The 22,731-nt window shown below is 63.0% G+C and carries 26 protein-coding genes; 8 read left to right on the top strand and 18 right to left on the bottom strand.

Annotated features, from left to right (window positions below):
* Nucleotides 1-3: 3 nt before the first annotated feature.
* From JG739_RS22610 to cysS, 3 genes are all read right to left on the bottom strand, one after another.
* Nucleotides 4-390, bottom strand: a complete 387-nt coding sequence (locus tag JG739_RS22610; protein ID WP_202363455.1) for a VOC family protein — start codon at nt 388-390, stop codon at nt 4-6.
* Nucleotides 391-394: 4 nt separating this feature from the next.
* Nucleotides 395-793, bottom strand: a complete 399-nt coding sequence (locus JG739_RS22615; RefSeq protein WP_202363456.1) for an endonuclease domain-containing protein — start codon at nt 791-793, stop codon at nt 395-397.
* Between the two features lie 271 nt (nt 794-1,064).
* On the bottom strand, nt 1,065-2,519 hold the full coding sequence (gene cysS / locus JG739_RS22620; protein WP_202363457.1) for a cysteine--tRNA ligase: 1,455 nt from the start codon (nt 2,517-2,519) through the stop codon (nt 1,065-1,067).
* Between the two features lie 389 nt (nt 2,520-2,908).
* Between cysS and JG739_RS22625 the strand changes: the two genes are divergently transcribed.
* Entirely contained in the window at nt 2,909-3,064 is a 156-nt protein-coding gene (locus tag JG739_RS22625; protein ID WP_023800743.1) for a hypothetical protein, read from the top strand.
* A gap of 78 nt (nt 3,065-3,142) precedes the next feature.
* Here the strand turns inward: JG739_RS22625 and JG739_RS22630 are convergent, their stop codons facing one another.
* Nucleotides 3,143-3,910: an SOS response-associated peptidase gene (locus tag JG739_RS22630; protein ID WP_202363458.1), complete on the bottom strand. Its 768-nt coding sequence runs from the start codon at nt 3,908-3,910 to the stop codon at nt 3,143-3,145.
* A 125-nt stretch (nt 3,911-4,035) separates the two neighbouring features.
* Between JG739_RS22630 and JG739_RS22635 the strand changes: the two genes are divergently transcribed.
* The 4 genes from JG739_RS22635 (at nt 4,036) to JG739_RS22650 (ending at nt 6,375) form a co-directional block, all read left to right on the top strand.
* Nucleotides 4,036-4,455 (top strand): NUDIX hydrolase, encoded by a 420-nt coding sequence (locus tag JG739_RS22635; RefSeq protein ID WP_202363459.1) that lies wholly within the window; start codon nt 4,036-4,038, stop codon nt 4,453-4,455.
* A 48-nt stretch (nt 4,456-4,503) separates the two neighbouring features.
* Nucleotides 4,504-4,881: a TIGR02301 family protein gene (locus tag JG739_RS22640; RefSeq protein WP_202363460.1), complete on the top strand. Its 378-nt coding sequence runs from the start codon at nt 4,504-4,506 to the stop codon at nt 4,879-4,881.
* Between the two features lie 344 nt (nt 4,882-5,225).
* Nucleotides 5,226-5,483 carry a hypothetical protein gene (locus JG739_RS22645; RefSeq protein WP_077381793.1) on the top strand — a complete coding sequence of 86 codons (258 nt, stop codon included), beginning with the start codon at nt 5,226-5,228 and terminating at the stop codon, nt 5,481-5,483.
* 100 nt (nt 5,484-5,583) lie between these two features.
* Complete coding sequence (locus JG739_RS22650) at nt 5,584-6,375, top strand: hypothetical protein (RefSeq protein ID WP_202363461.1); 792 nt, start codon at nt 5,584-5,586, stop codon at nt 6,373-6,375.
* Nucleotides 6,376-6,496: 121 nt separating this feature from the next.
* Here the strand turns inward: JG739_RS22650 and JG739_RS22655 are convergent, their stop codons facing one another.
* On the bottom strand, nt 6,497-7,828 hold the full coding sequence (locus tag JG739_RS22655; protein ID WP_202363462.1) for a dihydroorotase: 1,332 nt from the start codon (nt 7,826-7,828) through the stop codon (nt 6,497-6,499).
* An 82-nt stretch (nt 7,829-7,910) separates the two neighbouring features.
* Between JG739_RS22655 and ygfZ the strand changes: the two genes are divergently transcribed.
* Both ygfZ and JG739_RS22665 read left to right on the top strand, forming a co-directional pair.
* Nucleotides 7,911-8,771, top strand: coding sequence for a CAF17-like 4Fe-4S cluster assembly/insertion protein YgfZ (gene ygfZ / locus JG739_RS22660; protein ID WP_202363463.1), 861 nt, complete (start codon nt 7,911-7,913; stop codon nt 8,769-8,771).
* On the top strand, nt 8,771-9,403 hold the full coding sequence (locus JG739_RS22665) for an HD family hydrolase (RefSeq protein ID WP_202363464.1): 633 nt from the start codon (nt 8,771-8,773) through the stop codon (nt 9,401-9,403). Before ygfZ ends, JG739_RS22665 begins: the two co-directional genes overlap by 1 nt.
* Nucleotides 9,404-9,517: 114 nt before the next feature.
* On the opposite strand, the gene JG739_RS22670 is transcribed toward JG739_RS22665, so the two are convergent.
* The 9 genes from JG739_RS22670 to recO form a co-directional block, all read right to left on the bottom strand.
* Nucleotides 9,518-10,981: a RimK family protein gene (locus JG739_RS22670; protein ID WP_202363465.1), complete on the bottom strand. Its 1,464-nt coding sequence runs from the start codon at nt 10,979-10,981 to the stop codon at nt 9,518-9,520.
* A 5-nt stretch (nt 10,982-10,986) separates the two neighbouring features.
* A complete protein-coding gene (locus tag JG739_RS22675) occupies nt 10,987-12,084 on the bottom strand; it encodes a peptidase C39 family protein (protein WP_202367585.1) in 1,098 nt (365 codons plus the stop codon).
* Between the two features lie 278 nt (nt 12,085-12,362).
* Entirely contained in the window at nt 12,363-13,154 is a 792-nt protein-coding gene (locus JG739_RS22680; protein WP_202363466.1) for an anti-sigma factor family protein, read from the bottom strand.
* Nucleotides 13,151-13,669, bottom strand: a complete 519-nt coding sequence (locus tag JG739_RS22685) for a sigma-70 family RNA polymerase sigma factor (RefSeq protein ID WP_202363467.1) — start codon at nt 13,667-13,669, stop codon at nt 13,151-13,153. The genes JG739_RS22680 and JG739_RS22685 overlap by 4 nt, the downstream gene beginning before the upstream one ends.
* Nucleotides 13,670-13,849: 180 nt before the next feature.
* Nucleotides 13,850-14,266 (bottom strand): type II toxin-antitoxin system VapC family toxin, encoded by a 417-nt coding sequence (locus JG739_RS22690; protein WP_202363468.1) that lies wholly within the window; start codon nt 14,264-14,266, stop codon nt 13,850-13,852.
* Nucleotides 14,266-14,508: a type II toxin-antitoxin system VapB family antitoxin gene (locus tag JG739_RS22695; protein ID WP_202363469.1), complete on the bottom strand. Its 243-nt coding sequence runs from the start codon at nt 14,506-14,508 to the stop codon at nt 14,266-14,268. Before JG739_RS22695 ends, JG739_RS22690 begins: the two co-directional genes overlap by 1 nt.
* Before the next feature lie 60 nt (nt 14,509-14,568).
* Nucleotides 14,569-17,295: a DUF2339 domain-containing protein gene (locus JG739_RS22700; protein ID WP_202363470.1), complete on the bottom strand. Its 2,727-nt coding sequence runs from the start codon at nt 17,293-17,295 to the stop codon at nt 14,569-14,571.
* Between the two features lie 47 nt (nt 17,296-17,342).
* On the bottom strand, nt 17,343-17,579 hold the full coding sequence (locus JG739_RS35500) for a hypothetical protein (protein ID WP_244749522.1): 237 nt from the start codon (nt 17,577-17,579) through the stop codon (nt 17,343-17,345).
* Nucleotides 17,576-18,337, bottom strand: a complete 762-nt coding sequence (gene recO, locus JG739_RS22710; protein WP_202363471.1) for a DNA repair protein RecO — start codon at nt 18,335-18,337, stop codon at nt 17,576-17,578. The genes JG739_RS35500 and recO overlap by 4 nt, the downstream gene beginning before the upstream one ends.
* A 359-nt stretch (nt 18,338-18,696) precedes the next feature.
* Between recO and JG739_RS22715 the strand changes: the two genes are divergently transcribed.
* Nucleotides 18,697-19,640, top strand: a protein-coding gene (locus JG739_RS22715) for an IS630 family transposase (protein WP_446720497.1) whose coding sequence is annotated in 2 segments (ribosomal slippage) — nt 18,697-19,033 and nt 19,033-19,640 — 945 coding nt in all. Because the reading frame shifts where the segments join, the coding sequence is not laid out codon by codon here.
* A 12-nt stretch (nt 19,641-19,652) separates the two neighbouring features.
* Here the strand turns inward: JG739_RS22715 and era are convergent.
* The 4 genes from era to acpS all read right to left on the bottom strand — a co-directional run bounded on the left by era (nt 19,653) and on the right by acpS (nt 22,552).
* On the bottom strand, nt 19,653-20,585 hold the full coding sequence (gene era / locus JG739_RS22720) for a GTPase Era (RefSeq protein ID WP_202363472.1): 933 nt from the start codon (nt 20,583-20,585) through the stop codon (nt 19,653-19,655).
* Nucleotides 20,582-21,307, bottom strand: coding sequence for a ribonuclease III (rnc, locus tag JG739_RS22725; RefSeq protein ID WP_202363473.1), 726 nt, complete (start codon nt 21,305-21,307; stop codon nt 20,582-20,584). The genes era and rnc overlap by 4 nt, the downstream gene beginning before the upstream one ends.
* A 4-nt stretch (nt 21,308-21,311) precedes the next feature.
* Nucleotides 21,312-22,061 carry a signal peptidase I gene (gene lepB / locus JG739_RS22730; RefSeq protein WP_095496799.1) on the bottom strand — a complete coding sequence of 250 codons (750 nt, stop codon included), beginning with the start codon at nt 22,059-22,061 and terminating at the stop codon, nt 21,312-21,314.
* Nucleotides 22,062-22,138: 77 nt separating this feature from the next.
* On the bottom strand, nt 22,139-22,552 hold the full coding sequence (gene acpS, locus JG739_RS22735; RefSeq protein WP_202363474.1) for a holo-ACP synthase: 414 nt from the start codon (nt 22,550-22,552) through the stop codon (nt 22,139-22,141).
* Nucleotides 22,553-22,731 lie beyond the last annotated feature (179 nt).

A 22,731-nucleotide genomic window follows, 5' to 3' on the forward strand; every position in this document is an offset into this window, starting at 1 on the left:
GCTTCACTCCGGGGCATGGCAGACGGCTTCGACATTGTTGCCGTCGGGGTCGAAGACAAAGGCGCCATAATAGTTCGCGTGATAGTGCGGACGAAGGCCCGGCCCGCCATTGTCCTTGCCTCCAGCGGCGATGGCGGCGGTGTGGAAGGCATCGACCTCGGCGCGGCTGCGCGCGGTGAAGGCGACGTGCTGACGGTCCTTCGGCATGTCCTTGCCTTGATGCAGCCAGAACACCGGCCGGTCGCGACCATAGCCGCCGACCTTGGCGCCACCGGTGTATTCCTGCGGCACCATGTAGAGCAGCCAGGCACCGAGCGGTGCCATCGCCTTGTCGTAGAAAGCTTTCGACACGTCGAAATCGGAAACGGTGATGCCAAGATGGTCGATCATCTTTTTACCTCCCTGCTGGTTCGCCGGCCGGCATTTCGTGAGCGGCCAGGCCGGCCTCGATGACGATGTGCTGGCAGACATTGTCGATATCGCGGATGACGTCGTCGTTCCAGAAACGCAAGATGGTCCAGCCACTGGCCTTCAAGTAGGCGCTTCGTGCCTCGTCACGCTCGACGTTTTCGGGATCCGCGTGCTGGCTGCCGTCAACCTCGACGATCAAGCTGTGTGTCGAGCAAGCAAAGTCTATGATGTAAGGTCCGATCAGCACCTGCCGGCGAAAGCTCATCCCCATCAGACGATGGGCGCGCAATTCGTTCCAAAGCTTCAACTCGGCATCGGTCATGACACGACGCATGGATTTTGCATTCTTGCGCTGGCGCGATGGAACGAGGTCGTGACCCATCAAGCACCCTCGCCTTCATGATTGGCGAAATCATCGACGACAGCCGATCTCCCCCCTTGCGGGGGAGATGTCCGGCAGGACAGAGGGGGGTGGGAAGGATCGCCGACTTTCGATGTAACCCATTCGCACCTCGGAGCCAGCTTAAAGGCATGGCTGCAATTCGTTGATAGGCTGGCGGGACAGCACCCCCCTCTGTCCTGCCGGACATCTCCCCCGCAAGGGGGGAGATCGGCCGTCACCGGCGCTTTCGCCAACCGTCCGCCAACCGCCCTCACCGCTTTACCTCCCACGTCGTCGCCCGCTCGCCCGTGGTCGGATCCTTGCCGTCCTTCAGTTGCACGCCTTGCGCCAAAAGCTCGTCGCGAATGCGATCGGCCTGGGTCCAGTTCTTGGCGGCGATCAGTTCCAGGCGCCTGGCAATGGCCCTGGCGATGGCATCTTCATCAACCTTGGCCGGCGCAACGTCGAAGCCGAGGAACGATAGTGCCGCCTTCAGCGAAGCGGCAGCATCGTTGCCCGCGCCGGCAGCATTGGAATCCGCAGCCTCGCCGGCCAGTTGCGTCAGCACCTGGAACGCAGGATAGGTTGCGAGATCGTCCGACAACGCTTCCACCACTTCGACCGGCAATTGCTTGGCCGCCGCCGGTGCCAGGTCCGCCGCCCGCTTCCATTTGCGCAGCGTATTTTCCGCCTCTTCCAGCTTACGCACGGAAAAGTCGATCGGCTCGCGATAATGTGTCATCAGCATCGCCAGCCTGAGCACCTCGCCTGGCCACATGCGGCCGCCAAAGGTCTCCGTCTCCAGCAACTCGTTGATCGAGTAGAAGTTGCCCAGGCTCTTGGACATCTTCTGCCCCTCGACCTGCAGGAAGCCGTTGTGCATCCACACCTTGGCCATCACCTCGGTGCCATGGGCGCAGCGCGACTGGGCGATCTCGTTCTCGTGGTGCGGGAAGATCAGGTCGAGCCCGCCGCCATGAATGTCGAGGACCTCGCCGAGATAGGCGGCCGACATCGCCGAGCACTCGATGTGCCAGCCCGGCCGGCCCCTGCCCCAAGGGCTGTCCCAGCCCGGCTCTTCCGGCGAGGACAGCTTCCACAGCACGAAATCGCCAGGGCTTTTCTTATGCGGATCGACGGCGACGCGAGCGCCGGCCTGCTGCTCGTCGAGATTGCGTTTCGACAATTGGCCGTAGTCCGGCATCGAGGCCGTGTCGAACAGAACTTCGCCTGCCGCAACATAGGCATGGCCGCGTTCGATCAGGCGTTGAATCAAGGAGATCATGTCGACTTTGCCATCTGCGCGCGGCTCGACGAATTCAGTGGCGCGCGGCTCGACCGTCGGCTCCAGGCAGCCGAGCGTCGCCACATCCTTGTGGAACTGGTCGGCGGTCTTTTCGGTGACCCGCCGGATCGCCTCGTTCAGCGACAGCTTTCCCGAGGCAATCTCGGCGCCGAAATCGCGCAGTGCGCGGTCGTTGATCTTGTCGTCGACATCCGTGATGTTGCGCACATAGGTGACGTGCGCTTGCCCGTAGAGATGGCGCAGCAGACGAAACAGCACGTCGAAGACGATCACCGGCCGCGCATTGCCGATATGGGCAAAGTCGTAGACCGTCGGGCCGCAGACATACATGCGCACATTGCGCGGATCGATCGGGAAGAAATCCTCCTTGGTCCGCGTCAGCGTGTTGTAGAGGCGCAGGCCCTTCGATGCGTCAGACATTCGTGCCTTCCCGGTGCGTTACTTTTTGGTTGGGGCCACTTGCGCCGAGACGCAAATCAGCCACCAGCCTGCTGGCCGGGGCGTTTGTCCACTCTAGAAGGAAGATAGGCGAAAACGTCCGGACCAGCGCGAAGCTAGCCAATAATGCAGATGCCACAAATGGCGAAAGACGTTCTCATGAGCGGCTTTATCGCCTCACCCAGTGTTGCCGTCAAGTCGCAACTTTCGGCAAAAGAGTCGCTGGATCACAGGTAATGACGTGGTGAAACATTTTATTAAACATCTCGGCACAGTCATGAAACATTCGCGGGCTAGATCACCAGATGTCACGATTTGGTCGGATTCGACCAGCAAACGCGGACACGAAGACGTTACCAGGGAAGAGAAAAATGCCTCGAGCCAAGCAGGACTCCAGCAGCGCCAAGCAACCGGCGCTCGCCAGTCAATACCGGGCGATCGGCCCGGCGGCGATCGTCGCCGCCCTTCTCCACACGGCGAAGAAGAAGAAGCCGGTGCAGAAGATCACATCGCCGCGCGCTGCCTGATGTGACGTGCGGCCGGCGGTTCGCCGGTAAATGGGAGCGCCGGCAATGAAGGCGCTGAAGCGCCCCAGGAAATAGCAGCTACTGCTGAAACAAGCTCATCTGACTGTCGTCCGCGCCCGGCTTCCGGCGCCTGGCCTTCTCGGGCTCCTGCCCCACCATGCCCCTTTCCTGAATGTCCGGTCCGGTGTTGGCGACCTTGTTGACGCGGTCGGAAACCGGGACAGCCTCGAAGAAATCGATCGGTGCCGGTCTGAGCAGGTCGGCGACGTCGCGCGGCTCGCGCGTGCGGCAATCCAGCCAGCGGGCGAAATCCTGCGGATCGATCACCACCGGCATGCGGTCGTGGATATGGGCAATGTCGGCATTGGCATTGACGGTCAGGATGGCGCCGGTGTCCATCTCCGAACCGCCCGGCTCGGCATAGGTCTCGATCAGTCCGGCGAAGGCGACAAGCCCGCCATGCTTCGGCCGCACCCAATAGGGCTGTCCCCTCTTGCCGCCTGATTGACGCCATTCGTAAAAGCCGGAAGCCGGCACCAATGCGCGGCGATGGCGCATGGCGGCGCGAAACGAGGCCTTCTCCGCTGCTCCCTCCGAGCGCGCGTTGAACAGCAGCGGAAACTCACGCGTGTCCTTCACCCACGCCGGGATCAGCCCCCAGCGCACCAGCATCGGCTGCCGGTCCGGCAGGTTCGAGCCTGGCGCCCGCGGCAAGCCTGCAATCGCCATCAGCACCGGCTGCGTCGGTGCGATGTTGTAGCGGGGCGGGAAATCCTCCAGTTCTGGCAGACCGAGAAAAGCGGCGGCCCGGTCCGGCGTGGCGGTCAAGGCGAAGCGTCCGCACATAAGTTAAACACTCGTTGGATTGGTCGGATGTGAAGGTGGCGATGGAACCGGCGTTGCGCAACCGCTAATGCTTCCTCTTGCCGACCGGTCCACAACCGGCTGCGGCAAATGGCGATCGGAGACCCATGGACGAGATGCGCAAAATGCTCCCGGCTGTATCGGTCGCCATTGTCCGCGGCGACACGGTGCTGCTGGTCAAGCGGGCGCGGCAGCCTTCGCAAGGATTTTACGCGTTTCCAGGCGGCAAGGTCGAGGCCGGCGAAACGCTGGAACAAGCCGCGCAGCGCGAATTGCTGGAGGAAACCGGGTTGCATGCGCACAACTACCGCCGCCTTCGGGAAATCCACATCGACGGCGACCGCGATGGGCACCCGGTCGACTATCTGCTGACGGTATTCGGCGCCACCTATGCCGGCGGAGAGCCCGTGGCCAACGACGACGCCGAGACCGCCGCCTTCTATACACTCGGCGAAATGACGGCGCTGCCGCTTGCCGCTTCGGTATTTGCCGTTGCCGACGAATTGCTCAGGGATGCAGGGGCGTAACCTCCAAAATCGCCTTGCAGGCGACAAATTGTTTGGCCACATAGACTTATGATCCGCGCATCGGTTTTCCTTGCAGCTTGCCTCGCCGCCAGTACGGCAATCGGGGCGCGGCCGGCTGTGGCCGCCGAGTCGCCGTTCGAGCCGGGGCTGATGCGGCTGGCGGAGGTGCTTGGGTCGCTGCACTTCCTGCGTAATCTGTGCGGCGAGAAGGGCGACCAGTGGCGGGTCGAGATGGAGAAGCTGATCGCTTCGGAAAACCCGGACCCGGAGCGGCGCGCCCGCTTCATCGCCAGCTTCAACCGCGGCTACCGCTCCTTCGGCGGCAGCTACACACAGTGTACCGCCTCGGCGACCGAAGCCATCAGCCGCTACATGAAGGAAGGCGAGACGCTGTCGCGCGACATCGCCTCACGCTACGGCAACTGACCCTGGCTCCTCCTGCTTGTGTCCGGCCCACATGTGTCCGGGCCCGCTTGTGTCCAGTTGCCTCTTAGTGCAATCGTTGTGTTGCACTTCTGCAACGGTGTTAATGAAACGTTACGGCGCGGATGTGGAATTAACTCAAACTGAAGGTTTTCATCCCGCTCGCCGGCCTAATCGGCTAAGTTTGAATCGGATCGAACGCAGGTGTGCAAAACGTGACGAGCCCTTGTCGAGACGACCCCAAAAATGTCGTATTTACAAGTACTTACTTAACCTGCGTGTAAAAGGGACAGCCCAAGCCTGATCCGCATCTGCCGGATCGCCGCTTGAAAAGGGTGGACATCGCAATGGAACATGGCGTCAACGACATCGACGCGCTGGTCAGGGAAGAAAAGCGCCTGACTGCAGTGGAAAGCCACAGCGAGGCCTGGGCGGAAGGGCTTTCGGCCGGAATCGAGCCGGAAATCATTGCCGAGGCGGCCCTCGAAACCGCGTTCGGCGAGATGCTGCGCGCCAATGGCGAGACATCGGCCCTTGCCCTGCTCGACCGCATGCGTGAAAAGGTGATAGCCGGGGCCTTCGAACCAGGACGGCTGCGGCACTGACTGGCATCAGGCTCTTCGATGACGGCGTGCCGCTTGGGCGTCATGCCCCGGGCACCTGGGCGGGCCTGGGCAGCTGGACGGAATCATGGAGAGGCAGGCGGTGAACTTTTCGACGTCAGGCCAGCCGCGTGGCTTGGCCCTCAGCATCCAGCTCGCCGCTTTTTGCGCTGCGTTTCCGCTGGCGCCTTGCCTCGCAATCAGCCCCGCCTATGCTTTGAGTGAAATCAAGCGCGAGGACCTGCCCTCGCCAGTCACGCCGCCCGCCGACGACGACATGTCGCCGCCGGGAAACGCGGCGCCGACGCCCGGCCCGCTCGGCGCGACGCCGCCTGCGGCCAGCCCCGACGAACGGGAACAGGTCGAACCGGGCGGGCCAACAGACGATGGTGGCATGGCCAATCCGCAAGTCGACCCGGATGAACCCTTGCCAGAGGTCGTCTATGATCTCGGCAAGCTGCCGGAGCCGGTCAGGCGCATGCACGATTTGATCATCGAGGCCTGCAAGAGCGGCGACATCGAAAAACTCCGGCCGCTGATCGGCCAGGGCGATGCGATGACCCAATTGTCACTGAGCGAGATCGAAGGCGACCCGATCACCTTCCTGAAAGGGCTTTCGGGTGACACGGAAGGCCAGGAAATCCTCGCCATCCTGGAAGAGGTGCTCAGTGCCGGCTATGTCCATATCGATGTCGGCACGCCGCAGGAGCTCTATGTCTGGCCATATTTCTTCGCGCTGCCGCTGGACAAGCTCGACGCCAGGCAGCGGGTCGAGCTGTTCAAGATCGTCACCGCCGGCGACTATGACAGCATGAAGCAGTTCGGCGCCTACATCTTCTACCGCGTCGGCATCACCCCGGATGGACAGTGGACGTTCTTCGTCGCAGGGGATTGAGCTGCATTGCCTCTCCTACCTGCAACCGCCCAGAGCATCGGAGTGGTTAGCGGTTTTGGGAAAATCCAATGCTCAAACAGAAGATAAGCGGCGGTACGATGCGATTTGAAAGTCCGCCGCCCTACACCGCCAGCGCCTCGGAAAACTCCACTGCCCGACCCTGTCCTGGCGTGACCATCTCGCCTTCCCACATCACACGCTGGCCGCGCACCACGGTGCCGACCGGCCAGCCGGTCACTTCTCTGCCATCATAGGGTGTCCAGCCGGCCTTAGAGCCTGCCTGCGCATTGGTGATGGTCTCGCGGCGCTTCAAATCGACAATCGTGAAATCGGCGTCGTATCCGGCGGCGATGCGACCTTTCCTGGCCATGCCGAAGATGCGCTGCGGGCCGTGGCTGGACAGGTCGACGAAACGCTGCAACGTCAGCCGGCCGGCATTGACGTGATCCAGCATGATCGGCACCAGCGTCTGCACGCCGGTCATGCCGGACGGCGAGGCCGGATAGGGTTTTGCCTTCTCGGCCAGCGTGTGCGGGGCGTGGTCGGAACCCAGCACATCGACAATGCCTTGCGCAATGCCGTGCCAGATGCCGTCGCGGTGGCGCGATGCGCGTACCGGCGGGTTCATCTGGATCAGCGTGCCAAGCTGCGCATAATCGTCCGCGCTCAGCGTCAGATGATGCGGCGTCGCCTCGCAGGTCGCGACGTCCTTGTGCTGTTCGAGGAAAACAATCTCCTCGGCGGTCGAGATGTGCAGCACGTGGATGCGGGCGCTTACCTGGCGCGCGATGCGCACCAGGCGCTCGGTGCAGCGTATAGCGACGATCTCGTCGCGCCAAACCGGATGCGAGGCCGGGTCGCCCTCGATGCGCTCATCGAGCCGCTCGCGCAGCCGGAATTCGTCCTCGGAATGGAAGGCCGCACGGCGGCGGGTATTCCTGAGAATCGAGGCGACGCTTTCATCATCCTCGACCAATAGATCGCCGGTGGAGGAGCCCATGAACACTTTTATGCCGGCAGCACCGGGCAGCCGCTCAAGATCGCCCACATCCCCGGCATTCTCACGGGTGCCACCGACCCAGAAGGCAAAGTCACAATGCATGCGGCCGGTGGCGCGCCGAACCTTGTCGGCAAGCGCTGCTTCGCTGGTGGTCAGCGGGTTGGTGTTGGGCATCTCGAAGACGGCGGTAACGCCGCCCAGCACCGCTGCCCGCGAGCCTGTCTCCAAATCTTCCTTGTGCTCCAGCCCTGGCTCGCGGAAATGCACCTGGCTGTCGATGACGCCCGGCAGGATGTGCAGGCCGCGACAGTCGACCGTCTCGCCGGCGGAAGCCTGGGCGAGATCGCCGATAGCAGCGATGCGCCCGCCGCTGATGCCGATGTCGCGTCGGCCTTCGCCGTCGTGGTTGACCACCGTGCCGCCTGTCAGGATGAGGTCGTAGGTCGTGGCCATGCTGATCCGGTCTCTTGCGGGGGGAGTGCCAGCGGCTTACGTAATGACCGACCGTTTTGCAAGATCAGGTTCTTTTCCGCCCATGCCCTTTGCCCAGTTGAAAGACCGCGCGCTCGTTTCCGTGTCAGGCCCGGATGCCGAGAGTTTTTTGCAGAACATTCTGACCACCGACCTCGACGCACTGGCTGCCGGCGAGGCAAAGCCGGGCGCCTTGCTGACGCCGCAAGGCAAAATCCTGTTCGACTTCCTGATCTCCCGCGCTGGCGAGAATCTGTTTCGCCTCGAATGCCGATCCGACATATCAGACGATTTCATGCGCCGGCTGATGCTCTACAAATTGCGCGCCAAGGTCGAGATCGCCAAGGTAGATCAGGGGCTTGTCGCTGTTGCGTGGGGAGATGGTGCAACCACTTCGCAATTCGATTCAACACCGTTTGCCGATGCACGGTTCCGCAACGCGGTCGTCAATCGCTTTTATGGCGCCATTGCGGCGGGCGGCGACCCTGCCGCGTGGCAAGCTCTGCGCATCGCCCATGGGATTGCCGAAAGTGGCAGCGACTATCAGCTCGGTGACGCCTTCCCGCATGATGTGCTGCTCGATGAAACCGGCGGCGTCGGCTTCAGGAAGGGTTGCTATGTCGGCCAGGAGGTGGTTTCGCGGATGCAGCATCGCGGCACTGCCAGACGGCGGGTGCTGATCGTTTCGGCCGAACGGCCACTGCCCGCTCCTGGCACAGAGTTGACAGTTGCAGGGCGACCGGTCGGCACGCTTGGCACTGCCGCCGGCACGACAGGCCTGGCCATAGCCCGTATCGACCGCGTCAAGGCAGCGCTCGACGCCGGCCAGCCGATTGTGGCGGATGACGTCACTGTGTCGCTCGCCATTCCCGCCTGGGCGAAATTCACTTTCCCGCAGCAACCCGTCGGCGCGGAGGAGGCCTGATGGCGGCCGACCGTCCCGGCGCGCCGCCGCGCGCCTGGCAGCGCATGCTGTCGGGCCGGCGGCTCGATCTGCTCGACCCTTCGCCGCTCGACATCGAGATTTCGGACATTGCCCATGGGCTTGCCCGCGTCGCCCGGTGGAATGGCCAGACCATCGGCGATCACGCCTTTTCCGTCGCCCAGCATTCGCTGTTGGTCGAGGCGCTGTTCGGCGAGCTGGTGCCGGACGCCCCAGCCGATGCGCGGCTGGCGGCTTTGCTGCACGACGCGCCTGAATATGTCATCGGCGACATGATCTCGCCGTTCAAATCGGTGATGGGCGGCAGCTACAAGGAATGCGAGCTGAGGCTGCAGCGAGCCATCCATCGGCGCTTTTCGCTGCCGATCGAACCGGTTGCGGGCCTGCGCAAGGAGATCAAGCGCGCCGACCAGATCGCCGCCTATTTCGAGGCGACGCTGCTTGCCGGTTTTTCGACCGCCGAGGCGACCGAATTCTTCGGCCGGCCGCGCGGCTTCAATGCCGACCGCTTCGATTTCACCCCGCGTTCGGTGACCTGGGCGCAAAACGCTTTTCTCAAACGGTATGCGGCAATTGAGAAATCGCGGCGCCAAACGCTGCAGCCGGCCGACTGAAAAAACGCTAATTGACCGCAGGGGATAACAGTGCCGTCCTCGGGCGGGGAGCGGAAGGTGTGGGTCCGCCGCGACGGATAGAAGGCTGGGGCGTCGATCGGATAGAACCCCCTGCTACCGCCCCTGTCGGTCGAGCCGCTCCAGGAACCACTGCGTCAGCCGCACCCAGACCTCGTCTTTTTCGCCAGAATCCTCCCAGCCATGGTCGAGGTTGGGATTGTCGTTGACCTCTATGACGAAGACACCGTCCTTGGTCTCCTTGAGGTCGACGCCGTAGAGGCCATCGCCGATGCAGCGCGCCGCCCTCACCGCCGTCTCGACGACATGGGCCGGCGCCTCCTTCAAGGTGAAGGTCTTGATGCCGCCCTGGTCGGGCTTGCCGTTGGCCTTGTGGTTGACGATCTGCCAGTGCTTCTTGGCCATCAGGTAGTGCACGGCAAACAGAGGCTGGCCGCCGAGCACGCCGACGCGCCAATCATATTTGGTCGGAATGAATTTCTGTGCGATCAGGAGATCGGAATCCTCCAGCCATTCGGTGGCAAGCGTCTTCAGCTCATCAAAGGTGGCGCATTTCTTGACGCCGCGTGAAAACGACGAGTCCGGGATTTTCAGCACCAGCGGAAAGCCCAGCGTCTGCGCCGCCACTTCAAGGTCCGAGATGCCGGCGATCATCACCGTCGGCGGCACCGGCACCTTGTTGTAGGTCATCAGTTCGTTGAGATAGACCTTGTTGGTGCAGCGGATCATCGACAGCGGATCATCGATGACCGGCATGCCTTCCTGCTGGGCGCGGCGCGCGAAGCGGTAGGTGTGATTGGAGATCGAGGTCGTCTCGCGGATGAACAGCGCGTCGTAATTGGCGAGCTTGGCCAGATCCTTTTTGGTGATCGGCTCGATTTCGACGCCCATCTTCTCGGCGATCTTGGCCCAATAGCGTAGCGACGAGATCTCCGATGGCGGCAACTCCTCATGCGGATCGACCAGCGTGGCGAAGGTGTAGCGCGCCGGTGTGCGGCCCTTGGTGTCACGCCATTCGCGGCTGGTGTAGGTCTCAAGGCACTGAAGAAAGCGCTTTTCTTCCTCCTCGGTCATCCTGGCCAGCGGATGAAAGCCGATCTTGCGGATCGACGCCCATTCGGCGCTGTCGGTGATGTGGACTTCCAACGCCGGCGCTCGGAACCAGTCGAACAAAAGCTTGGCGAAGCGATCCCATATCTTCGACGAGCCGATGCCGAAAAAGATGCAGACTTTTTGCGGAAAGGCTCCGCCCAGATCCTTGCGGCATTTGTTAAGCGCGAGTTCCAGTTCCGGCAGCGCATGATCGTAGAGCTTGCGCTCGGACAGGTCGATCATCGTCTCGACCGTGGGAATGACCTTGTGACCGCGCGAACCGGCGAGCAGCGAGGCATAGTAGCCGCGGCTTTGGTAGCCGTAATTGTTCGACAGGTTGATGACTTTCGGCCGCTGGCCGCGAAACAGCGCCGGATGCGCAAGATAGTCGCGATTGGTGATGATCTTGTGCGGTGTCGCCACCTGATCGAGATCGTTCTGCCGGCCGGTAAGGATAACCCAGGTCATTGTTATCAGCGCTTTCCGAGGATTATGGCGGCCCGCAATCCATCGCGGCCGAATTGCGCCATGTTCATGAAGATGCCGTAAGGCACCGGAATGTTGGCGGCATCAAGGATGGTCTCCTGTCTCTCGTTTTCGACCCAGGGATCGTGGATCAGGATATGGTCGCCATCATCACCGATGGCCAGAACCCAGTGCGGAACCTTCTTGCCGAACATAAGGAAGCCGCTGATCAGGACCAACACCAGTTTTCCTTCTGCGATTGCGGTGCGGATATCGTCGATGGCGAATGGACGGTAATTCACCGGGATGCCGTAACGTTCCGCGCGCCGGCGAAAGTCGACCTGCGCCAGTTCCATCACCCGGCGCTTGTCCTGGCTGCGCACCGACTGCAGGAACAGCGCACCATGGAAGGAGACATATATCTCGGCAGAGAGCCCGCTTTCGTGGCCGGCAACGGCGAGGCCGAACGGCTCGCAGCCGCCTGGCCCCGACATCATGAAAACGGTGGTCGCCTCGCGCCACAAACGGATTTCCATCACCGGGTCGGGCACGAAGCCGGCATCGAAATTGGCCATCGCCATCATCAGGCAGCACGGGCCGCAAGTGAAATCGCAGGTCTGCTGGTAGAACGGCACCCTGGTGGCGACCGGAATGTCGCCGCGCAAGGTCTTTTCGTAGCGCAGCGCCGTGGCGCCGTCCTCGTAATAGCCCGGTTCGCGGCCGATCTTGCGGTAGCCGCTCTGCTCGTAGATGCGGATGGCTCGGCTGTTGTCCTCACGCACCTCGAGACGCAGCATCATGCGGTTGTGCTCGAAGGCGGCTTCCTCGGCCCGCTTCAACAGCATGCGGCCAATGCCGAGGCCGGTGAAGAGCGGACCGGTGGCGATGGAATAGAGCCGCGCGACTCCGCTGCCCTTGCGAAACAGCACGACCGCATAGCCGGCGATGCGGCCGTCGTTTTCGGCAACCAGCATCTCGGCGGTCTCGCGTTCGATCAGCTGACGAAAGGAACGGCGGGAAATGCGGTCGCCAGAGAAAACAGCCTTTTCGATCGCCGCAAGGTCATCGACGTCGGACGCGCGGGCCGTGCGAATCTCGGCAGGCATGCGGGCTTGGAAAACCTCGATTGGATTGTGGAAAGGCTTGGTCAGAAGTGTCGACAACACAGCCGAAGCACCAGCATCCGTCAAGCGCTATCGCACCTCGATTCGGGCTGAATTGTGACAGTTTCGGCGGCGCATGACCCCCAAAATCGGAATCGATTTTTGCTTCGCTGACCTTCGGTTCGGAAAGGATCATGCGCAAAAATTAAAGTGCTACAGCGTCCTTTGCCTGTCCAAAGACGCGCGGCGATGCAGACGCGACCTTTGAAAAACAGCACAGCTCAGCTGGCCAGCCCGGCGACAAGCTGGCTGTAGGCGCTCTTCGCCACTGCAGTCAGTTGCGCGCGCGGCAGCGAGCCGACGACGGCGCAGCCATAGCCCTTGTCTAACCAGTAGATCGCCTCGGGGCCGTCTTCTTGCGATCCATAAGTGCCCTTGGCCTTCTCGGCCGATTCTGCTGTGACGAACAGCGAGATGCGCTCGCCCTTGGCGTCCTCATAGAGCAACATCGCGGCCTTGCTCTCGCCAGCGGGCAGCAGCCGACCGCCGACGAGCTGGAATCCTTGCGCCGCCAGATCCGGTGCGACCAGCTTCAGGCCGACCCTATTGGACAGCCAGGTTTGCAGATGATCCTTGTCGCTGGCCGGCACTTCCACCGCATGCCGCTGCTCGGCGGCATAGAGGACATGGGCTGCGATCGCCTGCTCAGCGAGTTGGTCCTCGGCAGGGTCTTCCAGACCGAGATGGTCGATGCCGGCGACATAACCGCCAACACCGCCAATGGTCAGCATCGCCGCTGCGGCAGCCGCCCGCCACCAGCGCGAGTTCGATGCCGCCGTTTTGACCGGCGCCTCACCGAACACGATATTTTGCAACCGCACCGGCACCGGCTCGTCGAGCACGCCGGCGAAGGCGGCACGCAGTGCTGCGCGGTCAGCGACATAGCGGTCACGCCTCGCCTTCATTTCAGGAACGGCCTCGAGCCAGGCGTCATAAGCCACGCGCTCGTCAACCGGCAACTCGCCATCGAGGGCCATATGGATGTCGCGTTCGGAAAAATCGCGCCGGGTCATTTCTCGACGATCCTTATCGCCCGGCGACGCGCGGCATCATCCAGCAACCTGCGCAACTCGTCACGCCCGCGCGCGATGCGCGACATCAGCGTGCCGGCCGGAACGCCGAGGATGTTGGCGGCCTCGGCATAGGAAAAGCCTTCGATGGCAACCATGACCAGTGCTGCGCGCCGATCGGGGCTGATCGCCTGCAACGCGTCGATGATCTCGCGCGAGGCGATGCTCTCGACCTGCTCAGCGGGTGCTGCCTGCGCCTCGCGCGCTTCCAGCGGCAGAATCGCTGCTTCGCCGCGCCGGTTCACCTTGCGCATCTGGTCGATGAACAAATGATGCATGATCGTAAACAGCCACCTCCTGGGGCTTTCTCCAGTCTGCCAATTGTCGAGCCGCACAAGCGCCCGTTCGAGACAGTCCTGAACGAGATCGTCAGCGGAATCGCGATCGCGCAGCAGCGAGCGCGCATAACGGCGCAGGCGTGGTATCTCGCCCAGGATTGCTGCCTTCTTTTCGTCCATGACCGCTGGTTCTGAGGTCGCCCTTGTTCATCCGATTGAACGCGCCTTCACCGCGCGGCGCAAGCGGCCAGCGCGAAGCGGTCCGCCGCCCGGCCACCCAAGCAATTCAATAACGCTGGCCAGGGGGCGATTTATTCCCGGCTTGCATCCGAAAGTTAAGGGAAGCGCTTGGCGAAAATCCTAACCCATATCTGTCTGGAGAAAGTCGTTGCCCTTATAAAGCAGCGGCACATCGAGGATTTTCGCACAAGCGTAGGTGAAACAATCGCCGAAGTTGAGGCCGGCCTGATGCCCAACGGCCTTGCCATAACGCGCGCTAGCGTCGATGGCCCGGGAACCGATTTCCTCACTGACCATCACATTTTCCCCACCAATCTCGACAATGAACTGGTCGACCAGGTCGCGAGCCTTGAGCAGGACTTCAGCGGTAGGTTTGCGGGCGCCCGCGGCTGCGCGTGCCACTGCCTGTGTCGCTTCGAAACGCACCAACGGAGAAACGTAGAGCAAGCCGGCAAAACCGGAGAGCCGCTTCATCAATTCCTCCCAGCCCGGTTCCTGGTTGAGAATGGCGACGATCACCGACGCGTCGACAAACATCAGTCTTCCCACATCTCGTCGGTGAATTTCTTCATGTCGAAGTCGGGATTGGGCAGGCCGATCTTTGCCGCCTCGGCTTGCAGCTTGGCGATTCGTTCACGAAGCGGCACCTTGGTACGGTTGCGCTCGAGTTCGTGCAAAAGTGCGATCCGCACCGCCTCCGTTTTGCTCGAAGCGTTCGTCTCGCGCTGCAATTTGGTGGCCAGCGCATCCACTTCGTCGTCACGGATGTAGAGCGGCATCTGGATATCTCCCAATGCATATCCAGATATCCTATTCTGCATATTGTTTCAAGAAGCGTACTATGTCCCTCTCGCTGCTCTTGTCAGCAGCCGCTGGTAAAACAGGCCGATGCCGATCAGCACCGCGCCGAGGCCGATGAAGGACAGCGCCCTCAGAACGCCTTCCAGTTCCGACATGTCGAAGAGAAACACCTTCAACACCGCGACCGAGATCAGCGCGGCCGACGCAACGCGCAGCACCTGCGACTTCAGCCAGACGCCGGCGGTAAGCAGCGCCACGCCGATGATCAGCCACAGCGCGGAATAGGTGTAGGTCTCGAGCTGGCCGAGGCCGCTCCACAGGCCGATGAACTCGCCCTTGAACAGCCGCCGCACCGACAGCGTCGCATAGACGAAGGCGAGCAGCGCCGCCATCAGCGCCAGCATCGCGGCATACCATTTCGGCCGCTTGTCACGTGCGTAGAGCGCGAGCCCCCCAGCAGCAAGGGCCGGCAAGAGATAGGCGAGGAACAACAGGTTGAACACCGGGATCCGGCCAGTCGATTCGTCGGTAAGCAGCGGGTTCAGCGCCCCAAAATGCTGGATGACGATGAAGGCGACCGAGACGACGCCCGCGGCAAGCGAACCATAGCGCAGCACCGAGCTTGGCGAGCGCATGTCGATGGCGACCAGGATGGCGCCGGCGCCAATGGCGATCAGCGTGTAGATCGCCTGCTCGGCGAGCGTCGCTGCGCCCGTGTCGATGACGCCGCCATGCATGGCGTGGCGCACCAATATGGCAACCGTGAGCACTGCAAACAGTGCTGCGCCCGCTTCCATGGCGAGGCGTGGGCGGCCGTTTGTGGTGTGGGCGAGTTGCCAGGCGGCAAAGCCGAAAGCAAGCGCCGGCACGCCATAGCCCGGCAGCAGCCAGTTGAACACCGGCGTCCTCGACAGGAATTCAGCACCGACGATTGTCGGATCAAAGGCGATGCGGCCGATGACCGCGACAACCGCAGCGACCGAAATCCAGCCGAGCACCGGGTAGGCGCGCCAGCGGGTGGCCAGCGCCGGCACGATGGCCGCGGCACCGAGAAGCATGGTCGTCCAGCCGGACCCAAAGGCCATGTAGAGCATCAGCAAGGCGGCGACTGCTGCCCCGCCAAGCGCGAACGAGACGGCAGCACCGCCCTGTAGCGGCGGCTGTTCACCGCGCGCTATCCACTCGCCGCCGGCGGCGAAGGCCGTGACCAGAAGGGCTGCGACCGCCGCGTAGACAAGATCCCGGTCGAGATTGCCGAAGGTGAGCCAGAGCGCCAACAGAATGACCAGCGGTGCGACAACGCTCCATGCCGCCCATGAGCCGGCGCGGATGTGAGCCGATTCCGCAAATTTGCGCGCTGCCCAGAAGCCAGCTGCGATGAACACAAGTCCGAGAAAGATGCCGATCCTGAGCATCAGCGTATCGGCAACTGCAGCCGGCAGGCCATCGACGCCGAGGGCGGCACCTGAAAAGTCTGAAGCGACAGAGGTTGGCGGAATGATGCCGAGATAGACCAGAACCGTCGCCAGCCCTGCGGCGTGCAGAAGCGCCAGCGCCAGCGGCCGGTAGAGCGCTACCGCGACCAGGGCTGCGATAAGGGCTGCTCCCGGCAGAGCATCGCCGGCAGCGTATGCGGGGTCGACGAACAGCGCCATCGCCGAAAGGCCGACGAAGAAGCCAGGCGCGATCGATGGCCAGTCGAAGCCCCTGGCGGGGCCTGCTTCGCCACCGCGACGGCCGAGCCAGACGAGGGCGAGAACGGCCAGGATCACCGCGTTGATGAAGAGGATGACAAGCAGGTTGGCGCCCGGTGCATCGGTCATGTAAAGAATGGTCCAGAGGCCGGTGCCGACGAACGCTGCCGCCATCAGCAATTTCCAGTCGCGCAGGCGGGCGATCACCCCGGTAGCGGCGAGCACAATCGCCAAATAGCCGAACAGTGCCCAAGGATTCGGTGCCTGCGAGGCGACCAACATCGGCGTCACCACCGCGCCGAGCAGGCCAACGCCGGCCAGTGCCTGGCCATGGACGAGGGCTGCCGCAATCGTCGCCACGCCGATGGCGCCGAGCAGCGTGAAGGCGAGCGCCGGCCCGATGAAGCCGTAAACGCCATGCGCGGCATAAACCGTGCCGAACAAGATGAAAGCACCGGCCGCCGTCAGGATCGCGGGAATATAGGCGCCGGCGACGCCCTGCACCGGCACCCTGAAGCCGGTGCGGCGGATGAACTCGCCGACGGCGACCAGCACCAGCCCGAGCATTGCTGCCATGCCCAGCCGCACGCCGGGACCGAAAATGCCGGCCTCGATGGTGTAGCGGATCAGAAACAGCCCGCCCAGCGCCAGCGCGATGCCGCCGACCCAGACCGCCCAGCGGGTGCCGAGCGCCGTTTCAATATCGGGTTTTGGGGCCGCTTTCGCCGTCGCGGCGGCCGGTTGCGCAGGTGCAGGCCCAGCCGGCGCCGCTTCGACCGTAGCCCACGGTCCGGACGCAGCCTCCGCGGCTTCAACCTCCGTGAGCGGCTTTTCCTCAGCCTCGCCCGCCGATGGCGGGGCAAAGTCGGTCACGGCCGCAATTGCCGCGTCTGCCGGCATGCTGTCGTTTGCGGCCTGATCTACCGGCTTGGCCTGTGGCGGGGCCCCCGAAAGCACGAGGCTGCGCAGCGCACCGAGTTCGCGCTCGATCAGGCCGATGCGGCTCTGCTGGCGCGAGATAATCACGAACAGCGCTATGATCGCGACGAGGCCGATCAGGCTTTCGAACATGGCGGTTCCCCCAAACCAGGCCTTCGGCGGCCCGACGGCCAGCCGATTCAGTGCGCCGCCAGATCGGCGACCGCAAGACTGGCGGCCGGAAGACTGGCGGCCGGAAGACTGGCGGCCAGAAAGATCGAGCATGTTTCGGTGCCGAAAGCCAGCGGCGGCGCCTTGTATTTGTTGTCGATGATGCGCTGGAGCAATTCCAGGCCGGTATATTCAGCGACGTCGGCGTGCGGAATGCCGAGGCGGAGCGGCGACACCCGGCCGGGATAGAGTTCCACGTCGCTCATGTAACGGTCTCTCCGCCGATCACCTTGTGCAGCGCATGGTGCTTGCGCAAGGCGGCGAGGAAGCCGGCACGGGCGCCGGGCGCCTCGATACCGCGCGGCTCGTAGACATGGCGGGAAAAAAAGAAGCCGGTCAGCCGGAAGGCATCCTCGATCGCCGCCGGATCGGCGCGCAGCCCAGAGCCGCGCTGCAGGAATGCGGGGAGCACCAGCATCTTGTCGCGCCATGGCGCGCCTGCGACGCGCGACACGGCGCGCCCGGACTTCGGCGAGACATAGGCAAGGTCCTGCCTGGCGCCGGTCGCGGCACACTGGCTGAGATCGAGGCCGAAGCCGAGTTCGTCGAGAATCAGCAATTCGAAACGCGCCACCAACTCGCCGGCGGCGTCCGCATCGTCGAGATGGGCGATCATCACGGCCAGCGTCTCGTAGAGGCCGTCATGGGCGTCGCGCTCGGGCAGCAGGCGCAGATGCGCCGCCATGGTCTGCAGCCCATAGATGGCGACGGCGCTGTCCATGAGCCGGGCAGCGTTCATCTCGATCGCCTCGGCCTGGAAGGTGCCAAGATGTTCGTCGAGCCGCGCCCGCCACAACAGGTCGACGCGGTTGCCGGGCTGCAGAACCGGCTGCTGCTTGCGCGAGCGACCGCCACGCACAAGGCCGAGGTGGCGGCCGTGCGCACGGGTCATGACCTCAAGAATGGCGCTGGTTTCGCCATGCTTGCGGGTGCCGAGAATAATTCCCTCGTCGCGCCATTCCATGAACGCAGCTTGTCACCGCTTCGGTGGCGAAATCAAGATTGGAGCCTCGGATGCCAAGGCTCCAACCCTCGGCGGCAAGAACAAAATCGCTTCGGCTGCGCTGCCCCTCATTGCGCGGCGCCGACCTCGACCGTCCTTCTGAATGATTGCCCCTCGTGAGGCAAGGGTCGGGCAACAGGGCAATCGGGGCGAAGGAAGAGCCGCGGCAGCAGAGGCGCATGCCTAGGCAGCTTTCCGAAAACCAGCTCGCACTTTTCGGGAACAAGCTCTAGAGCGGGATGAGATTTATGGGAGTCGTGGGATTCCCAAATCAGCGATGATCTGATTCAACCTTGCTGCTGGGCAGGAGGCCAGCATTGATGGTTGGATATTCAATGGACCTGCGCGAACGGGTTGTTGCGGCGGTCAAGGTTGAAGGGCTTTCGCGGCGCGCGGCGGCTGCTCGATTTGGCGTCAGCTACAGCGCGGCGATCGAGTGGCTGAAGCGGGTGGAACAGACGGGGAGCGTGGCGCCCCGCCAAGTGGGCGGCTACAAGCCGAAGAAGATATCGGGAGCGTGGCGCGACTGGCTTGTCGAGCGCTGCCGGGAGAAGGACTTCACCTTGCGCGGGCTTGTGGCCGAACTTGGCGAGCGTGGCCTGAAGGTTGACTACCGCTCGGTGTGGGAGTTCGTGCACGCCGAGAAGCTGTCTCACAAAAAAAGACGCTGATCGCCGCCGAGCAAGATCGTCCCGATGTTGCGCGCCGACGGAGGCAATGGGTTCTGTATCAGGACCGGATCGACCCCGCCCGCCTGGTGTTCATCGACGAGACCTGGACCAAGACCAACATGGCCCCGCTCAGGGGTTGGGCACCGGTCGGACAGCGGATCAAGGCCAAAGTTCCCAATGGCCACTGGAAGACAATGACCTTTCTGGCTGCGCTGCGTCATGATCGCGTCGAAGCGCCCTGGCTCATCGACGGGCCGATCAACGGCGAGAGGTTCCTCCTCTATGTCGAGAAGGTTCTCGTGCCCACTCTCCAGCCGGGCGACATCGTTGTGATGGACAATCTCGGCAGCCACAAAGGCAAGGCCGTGCGTCGCGCCATCCGAAAGGCCGGCGCGAGGCTCTTCTTCCTGCCGAAATACTCGCCTGACCTCAATCCGATCGAACAGCTCTTCGCCAAGCTCAAGCACTGGCTGCGAAAGGCCGCAAAGCGCACCGTTGAAACGGTCTGCAACGCCATCGGCCAGATTCTCAACCGCGTCACACCGCTCGAGTGCTCAAATTACTTCGCAAACTCAGGCTATGACCGCAGGTAATCTCATCCCGCTCTAATGCGGAAACTCCAGCCCCATCTCGCGATAGCGCTCGGGGTCGTCGCCCCAGTTCTCGCGCACCTTGACGAACAGGAAAAGATGCACCTTCTGTTCGAGGATACCGGATATCTCCATGCGCGCCGCCTGGCCGATGGCACGGATCGTCTCGCCCTTGTGGCCGAGCACGATCTTTTTCTGGCTGTCACGCTCGACATAGATGGTCTGGTCGATGCGCACCGAGCCGTCCTTCTTCTCTTCCCATTTCTCGGTCTCGATATGGGAGGAATAGGGCAGTTCCTGATGCAACCTGAGATAGAGCTTTTCGCGAGTGATCTCGGCCGCCAGCTGACGCATCGGCAGGTCGGAGATCTGGTCTTCCGGGTAATACCAGGGGCCGGCGGGCAGGGTTTCCGCGAGATAGTCGACCAGGTCCTTGCAGCCCGACCCGGTTAGAGCCGAGACCATGAAGGTGCGCTTGAAGGGCACTCTTTCATTCGCTGCCGCGGACAGGGCCAGCAGCGCCTCGGGCTTGACCCGGTCGACCTTGTTGAGGATCAGCACCATCGGCTGGCGGACATCCTTCAGCCGTTCGAGGATCGCGTCGGCGTCGCCCCTGATGCCGCGCTCGGCGTCGATCAGCAGCAGCACGATGTCGGCGTCCTTGGCGCCGCCCCAGGCGGTCGTCACCATCGCCGTATCCAACCGCCGCTTCGGCTTGAAGATGCCCGGCGTGTCGACGAAGACGATCTGTGCGTTATTGTGGATGGCGATGCCGCGCACGATGGCGCGCGTCGTCTGCACCTTGTGAGTGACGATCGACACCTTGGCGCCGACCAGTTGGTTGACCAGCGTCGATTTCCCCGCATTGGGCGCGCCGATCAGCGCAACGAAGCCGGAGTGCGTGGTGGCGGCTTCCGGTGCCGGCGGGACGTCTTCGGTGGCGGTCATGCCGCGCTCCCCTTGTTCAGCCAGACGCCTTCGCGCAACAGCAGTGCAGTCGCGGCGGCTTGCTCGGCCTCGCGCTTGGAGCGCCCGCTGCCGGTCGCCGGCGGATAGGCGCCGACCTTGACGGTGACGGTGAACAGCGGATCGTGGTCCGGTCCCTCGCGGCTGTCGATTATGTAGACCGGCACGGCGCCTGCCGCCTGATGCGCCCATTCCTGCAGTTCGGTCTTGGCATCGCGGCGGGCGGCACCGATGGCCTGCGAGCGCGGCCGCCAGTATTTGTGGATGAAGGCGCGGGCCGCCTCCAGCCCGCCGTCGAGATAGAGCACGGCGATCAGCGATTCCAGCGCATCAGCCCGCAGATTGACGCGTTTGCGCCCGTCCAGGCCGCGTACGTCCGAGCTGGCACGGATCAGCTCCGGCAGGCCGATCCCCTCGGCGATCTCGGCCAGCACCTCGGCGTTAACCAGCGCGTTGAGCCGCAGCGACAGCTCACCTTCGGCGGCGTCCGGATACGCCGCCAGCAGCATGTCGGCAACGACCAGGCCGAGGACGCGGTCGCCCAGGAATTCGAACCGCTCATAGTCGATGCCGGCATGGCTGCTGCGGGCGCTGGCATGAGTCAGCGCGCGCTGCAAGCGCTGTCGGTCGGCAAAGGCGTGGCCGGTGCGCTCCATGAGCGCTTCGGCGAGCGCGTCGACGGTCAGCCGTTTTGTCGCCACCATGATCCTAATTGACGAAATGGAGCAGGCGCGACGCGCGCATCAGCGACGGCCATTTCCAGATTTCGAGCGGGCTGGCGCTGCCACCGATCGAGAAGAAGATGAGATTGGCGCGGCCAACCAGGTTGTCGTCGGGCACGAATCCGACGGTGAAGCGGCTGTCCGAGGAATTGTCTCTGTTGTCGCCCATCATGAAATAGTGGCCGGGCGGCACATCGAATTCCTGGGTGTTGTCACCGATTGAGTTGGGTATCAGGTCGAGCGTGTCATAGCTGACGCCATTCGGCAATGTCTCGCGATAGACGTCGACCGGCCCGCTCTCCTCGGTGATGTCGCGATTGTCGATCTGCCCGACCTTCTGGCGCGGCACGCCGACGCCGTTGATGAAGAGCTGGCCATCCTTGACCTGGATCTTGTCGCCCGGCAGGCCGACGACGCGCTTGATGTAGTCGACGGAGGGGTCCGGCGGGAACTTGAACACCGCCACGTCGCCGCGCTTCGGCTCGGCGCCCCAGATGCGGCCCGAAAACAGGTCCGGCCCGAACGGCAGCGAATAGCGCGAGAAGCCATAGGACCATTTGGTGACGAAGAGATAGTCGCCTTCGAGCAAGGTCGGCCGCATCGACCCGGACGGGATAGAGAATGGCTGGAAAAGAAGCGTGCGGATGACCAGAGCGAGCAACAGCGCCTGGACGATGACGCTGACGGTTTCGCCAAGCCCGCCGGATTTCTTCTGGGATTTTTCAGCCACGCTCATGTCGTCCTCGATTATGCGTTGGTTGGTATAGAGTCTCGGCGCGCGCTGGGCAACGTCATGCCGGTGGTCAGATGCGATCAATATGGCGCTTCTTCGACGGGCATCGCCTCGATTATCACAAAGGCTTGAGCAAGCGGAAAATCATCTGAAATGGTGAGGTGGATCGCCGCTCTGTGCCCTTCAGGCAGGATTTTGTCCAACTGCGCCGCCGCCCCGCCGGTCAACGCCATGGTCGGCTTGCCACTGGCCAGATTGACGACGCCCATGTCGCGCCAGAACACCCCTTGCGCCATACCGGTGCCCAGCGCTTTGGCGCATGCCTCCTTGGCGGCAAAACGCTTGGCATAAGAGGCGGCGCGAGCGCCGCGGTTTTCGGAGCGGGCCTGTTCGACCTCGGTGTAGATGCGCTGAATGAAGCGCTGGCCGTGGCGCTCCAGCGATTTTTCGATGCGTCTGATGTCGATCAGGTCGCTGCCGATGCCAATGATCATTGGGCGGGAACTTCCCGTCCGGCTATTCCAGGTCTATCCGCCAGGCGCGTGGAGCGCGAGAACAAGCGGCATCGCCACAGACAGGTACGCACCCGCTCGAGAAAACCATCAGGCTTGCGGCGTCGAAAAAGCACTCTGTTCCTGTCCTGATCCAACTACGCCGGCCCGGCAACCCAGTA

The organism is Mesorhizobium sp. L-2-11, assembly GCF_016756595.1.
Lineage (GTDB): Bacteria > Pseudomonadota > Alphaproteobacteria > Rhizobiales > Rhizobiaceae > Mesorhizobium.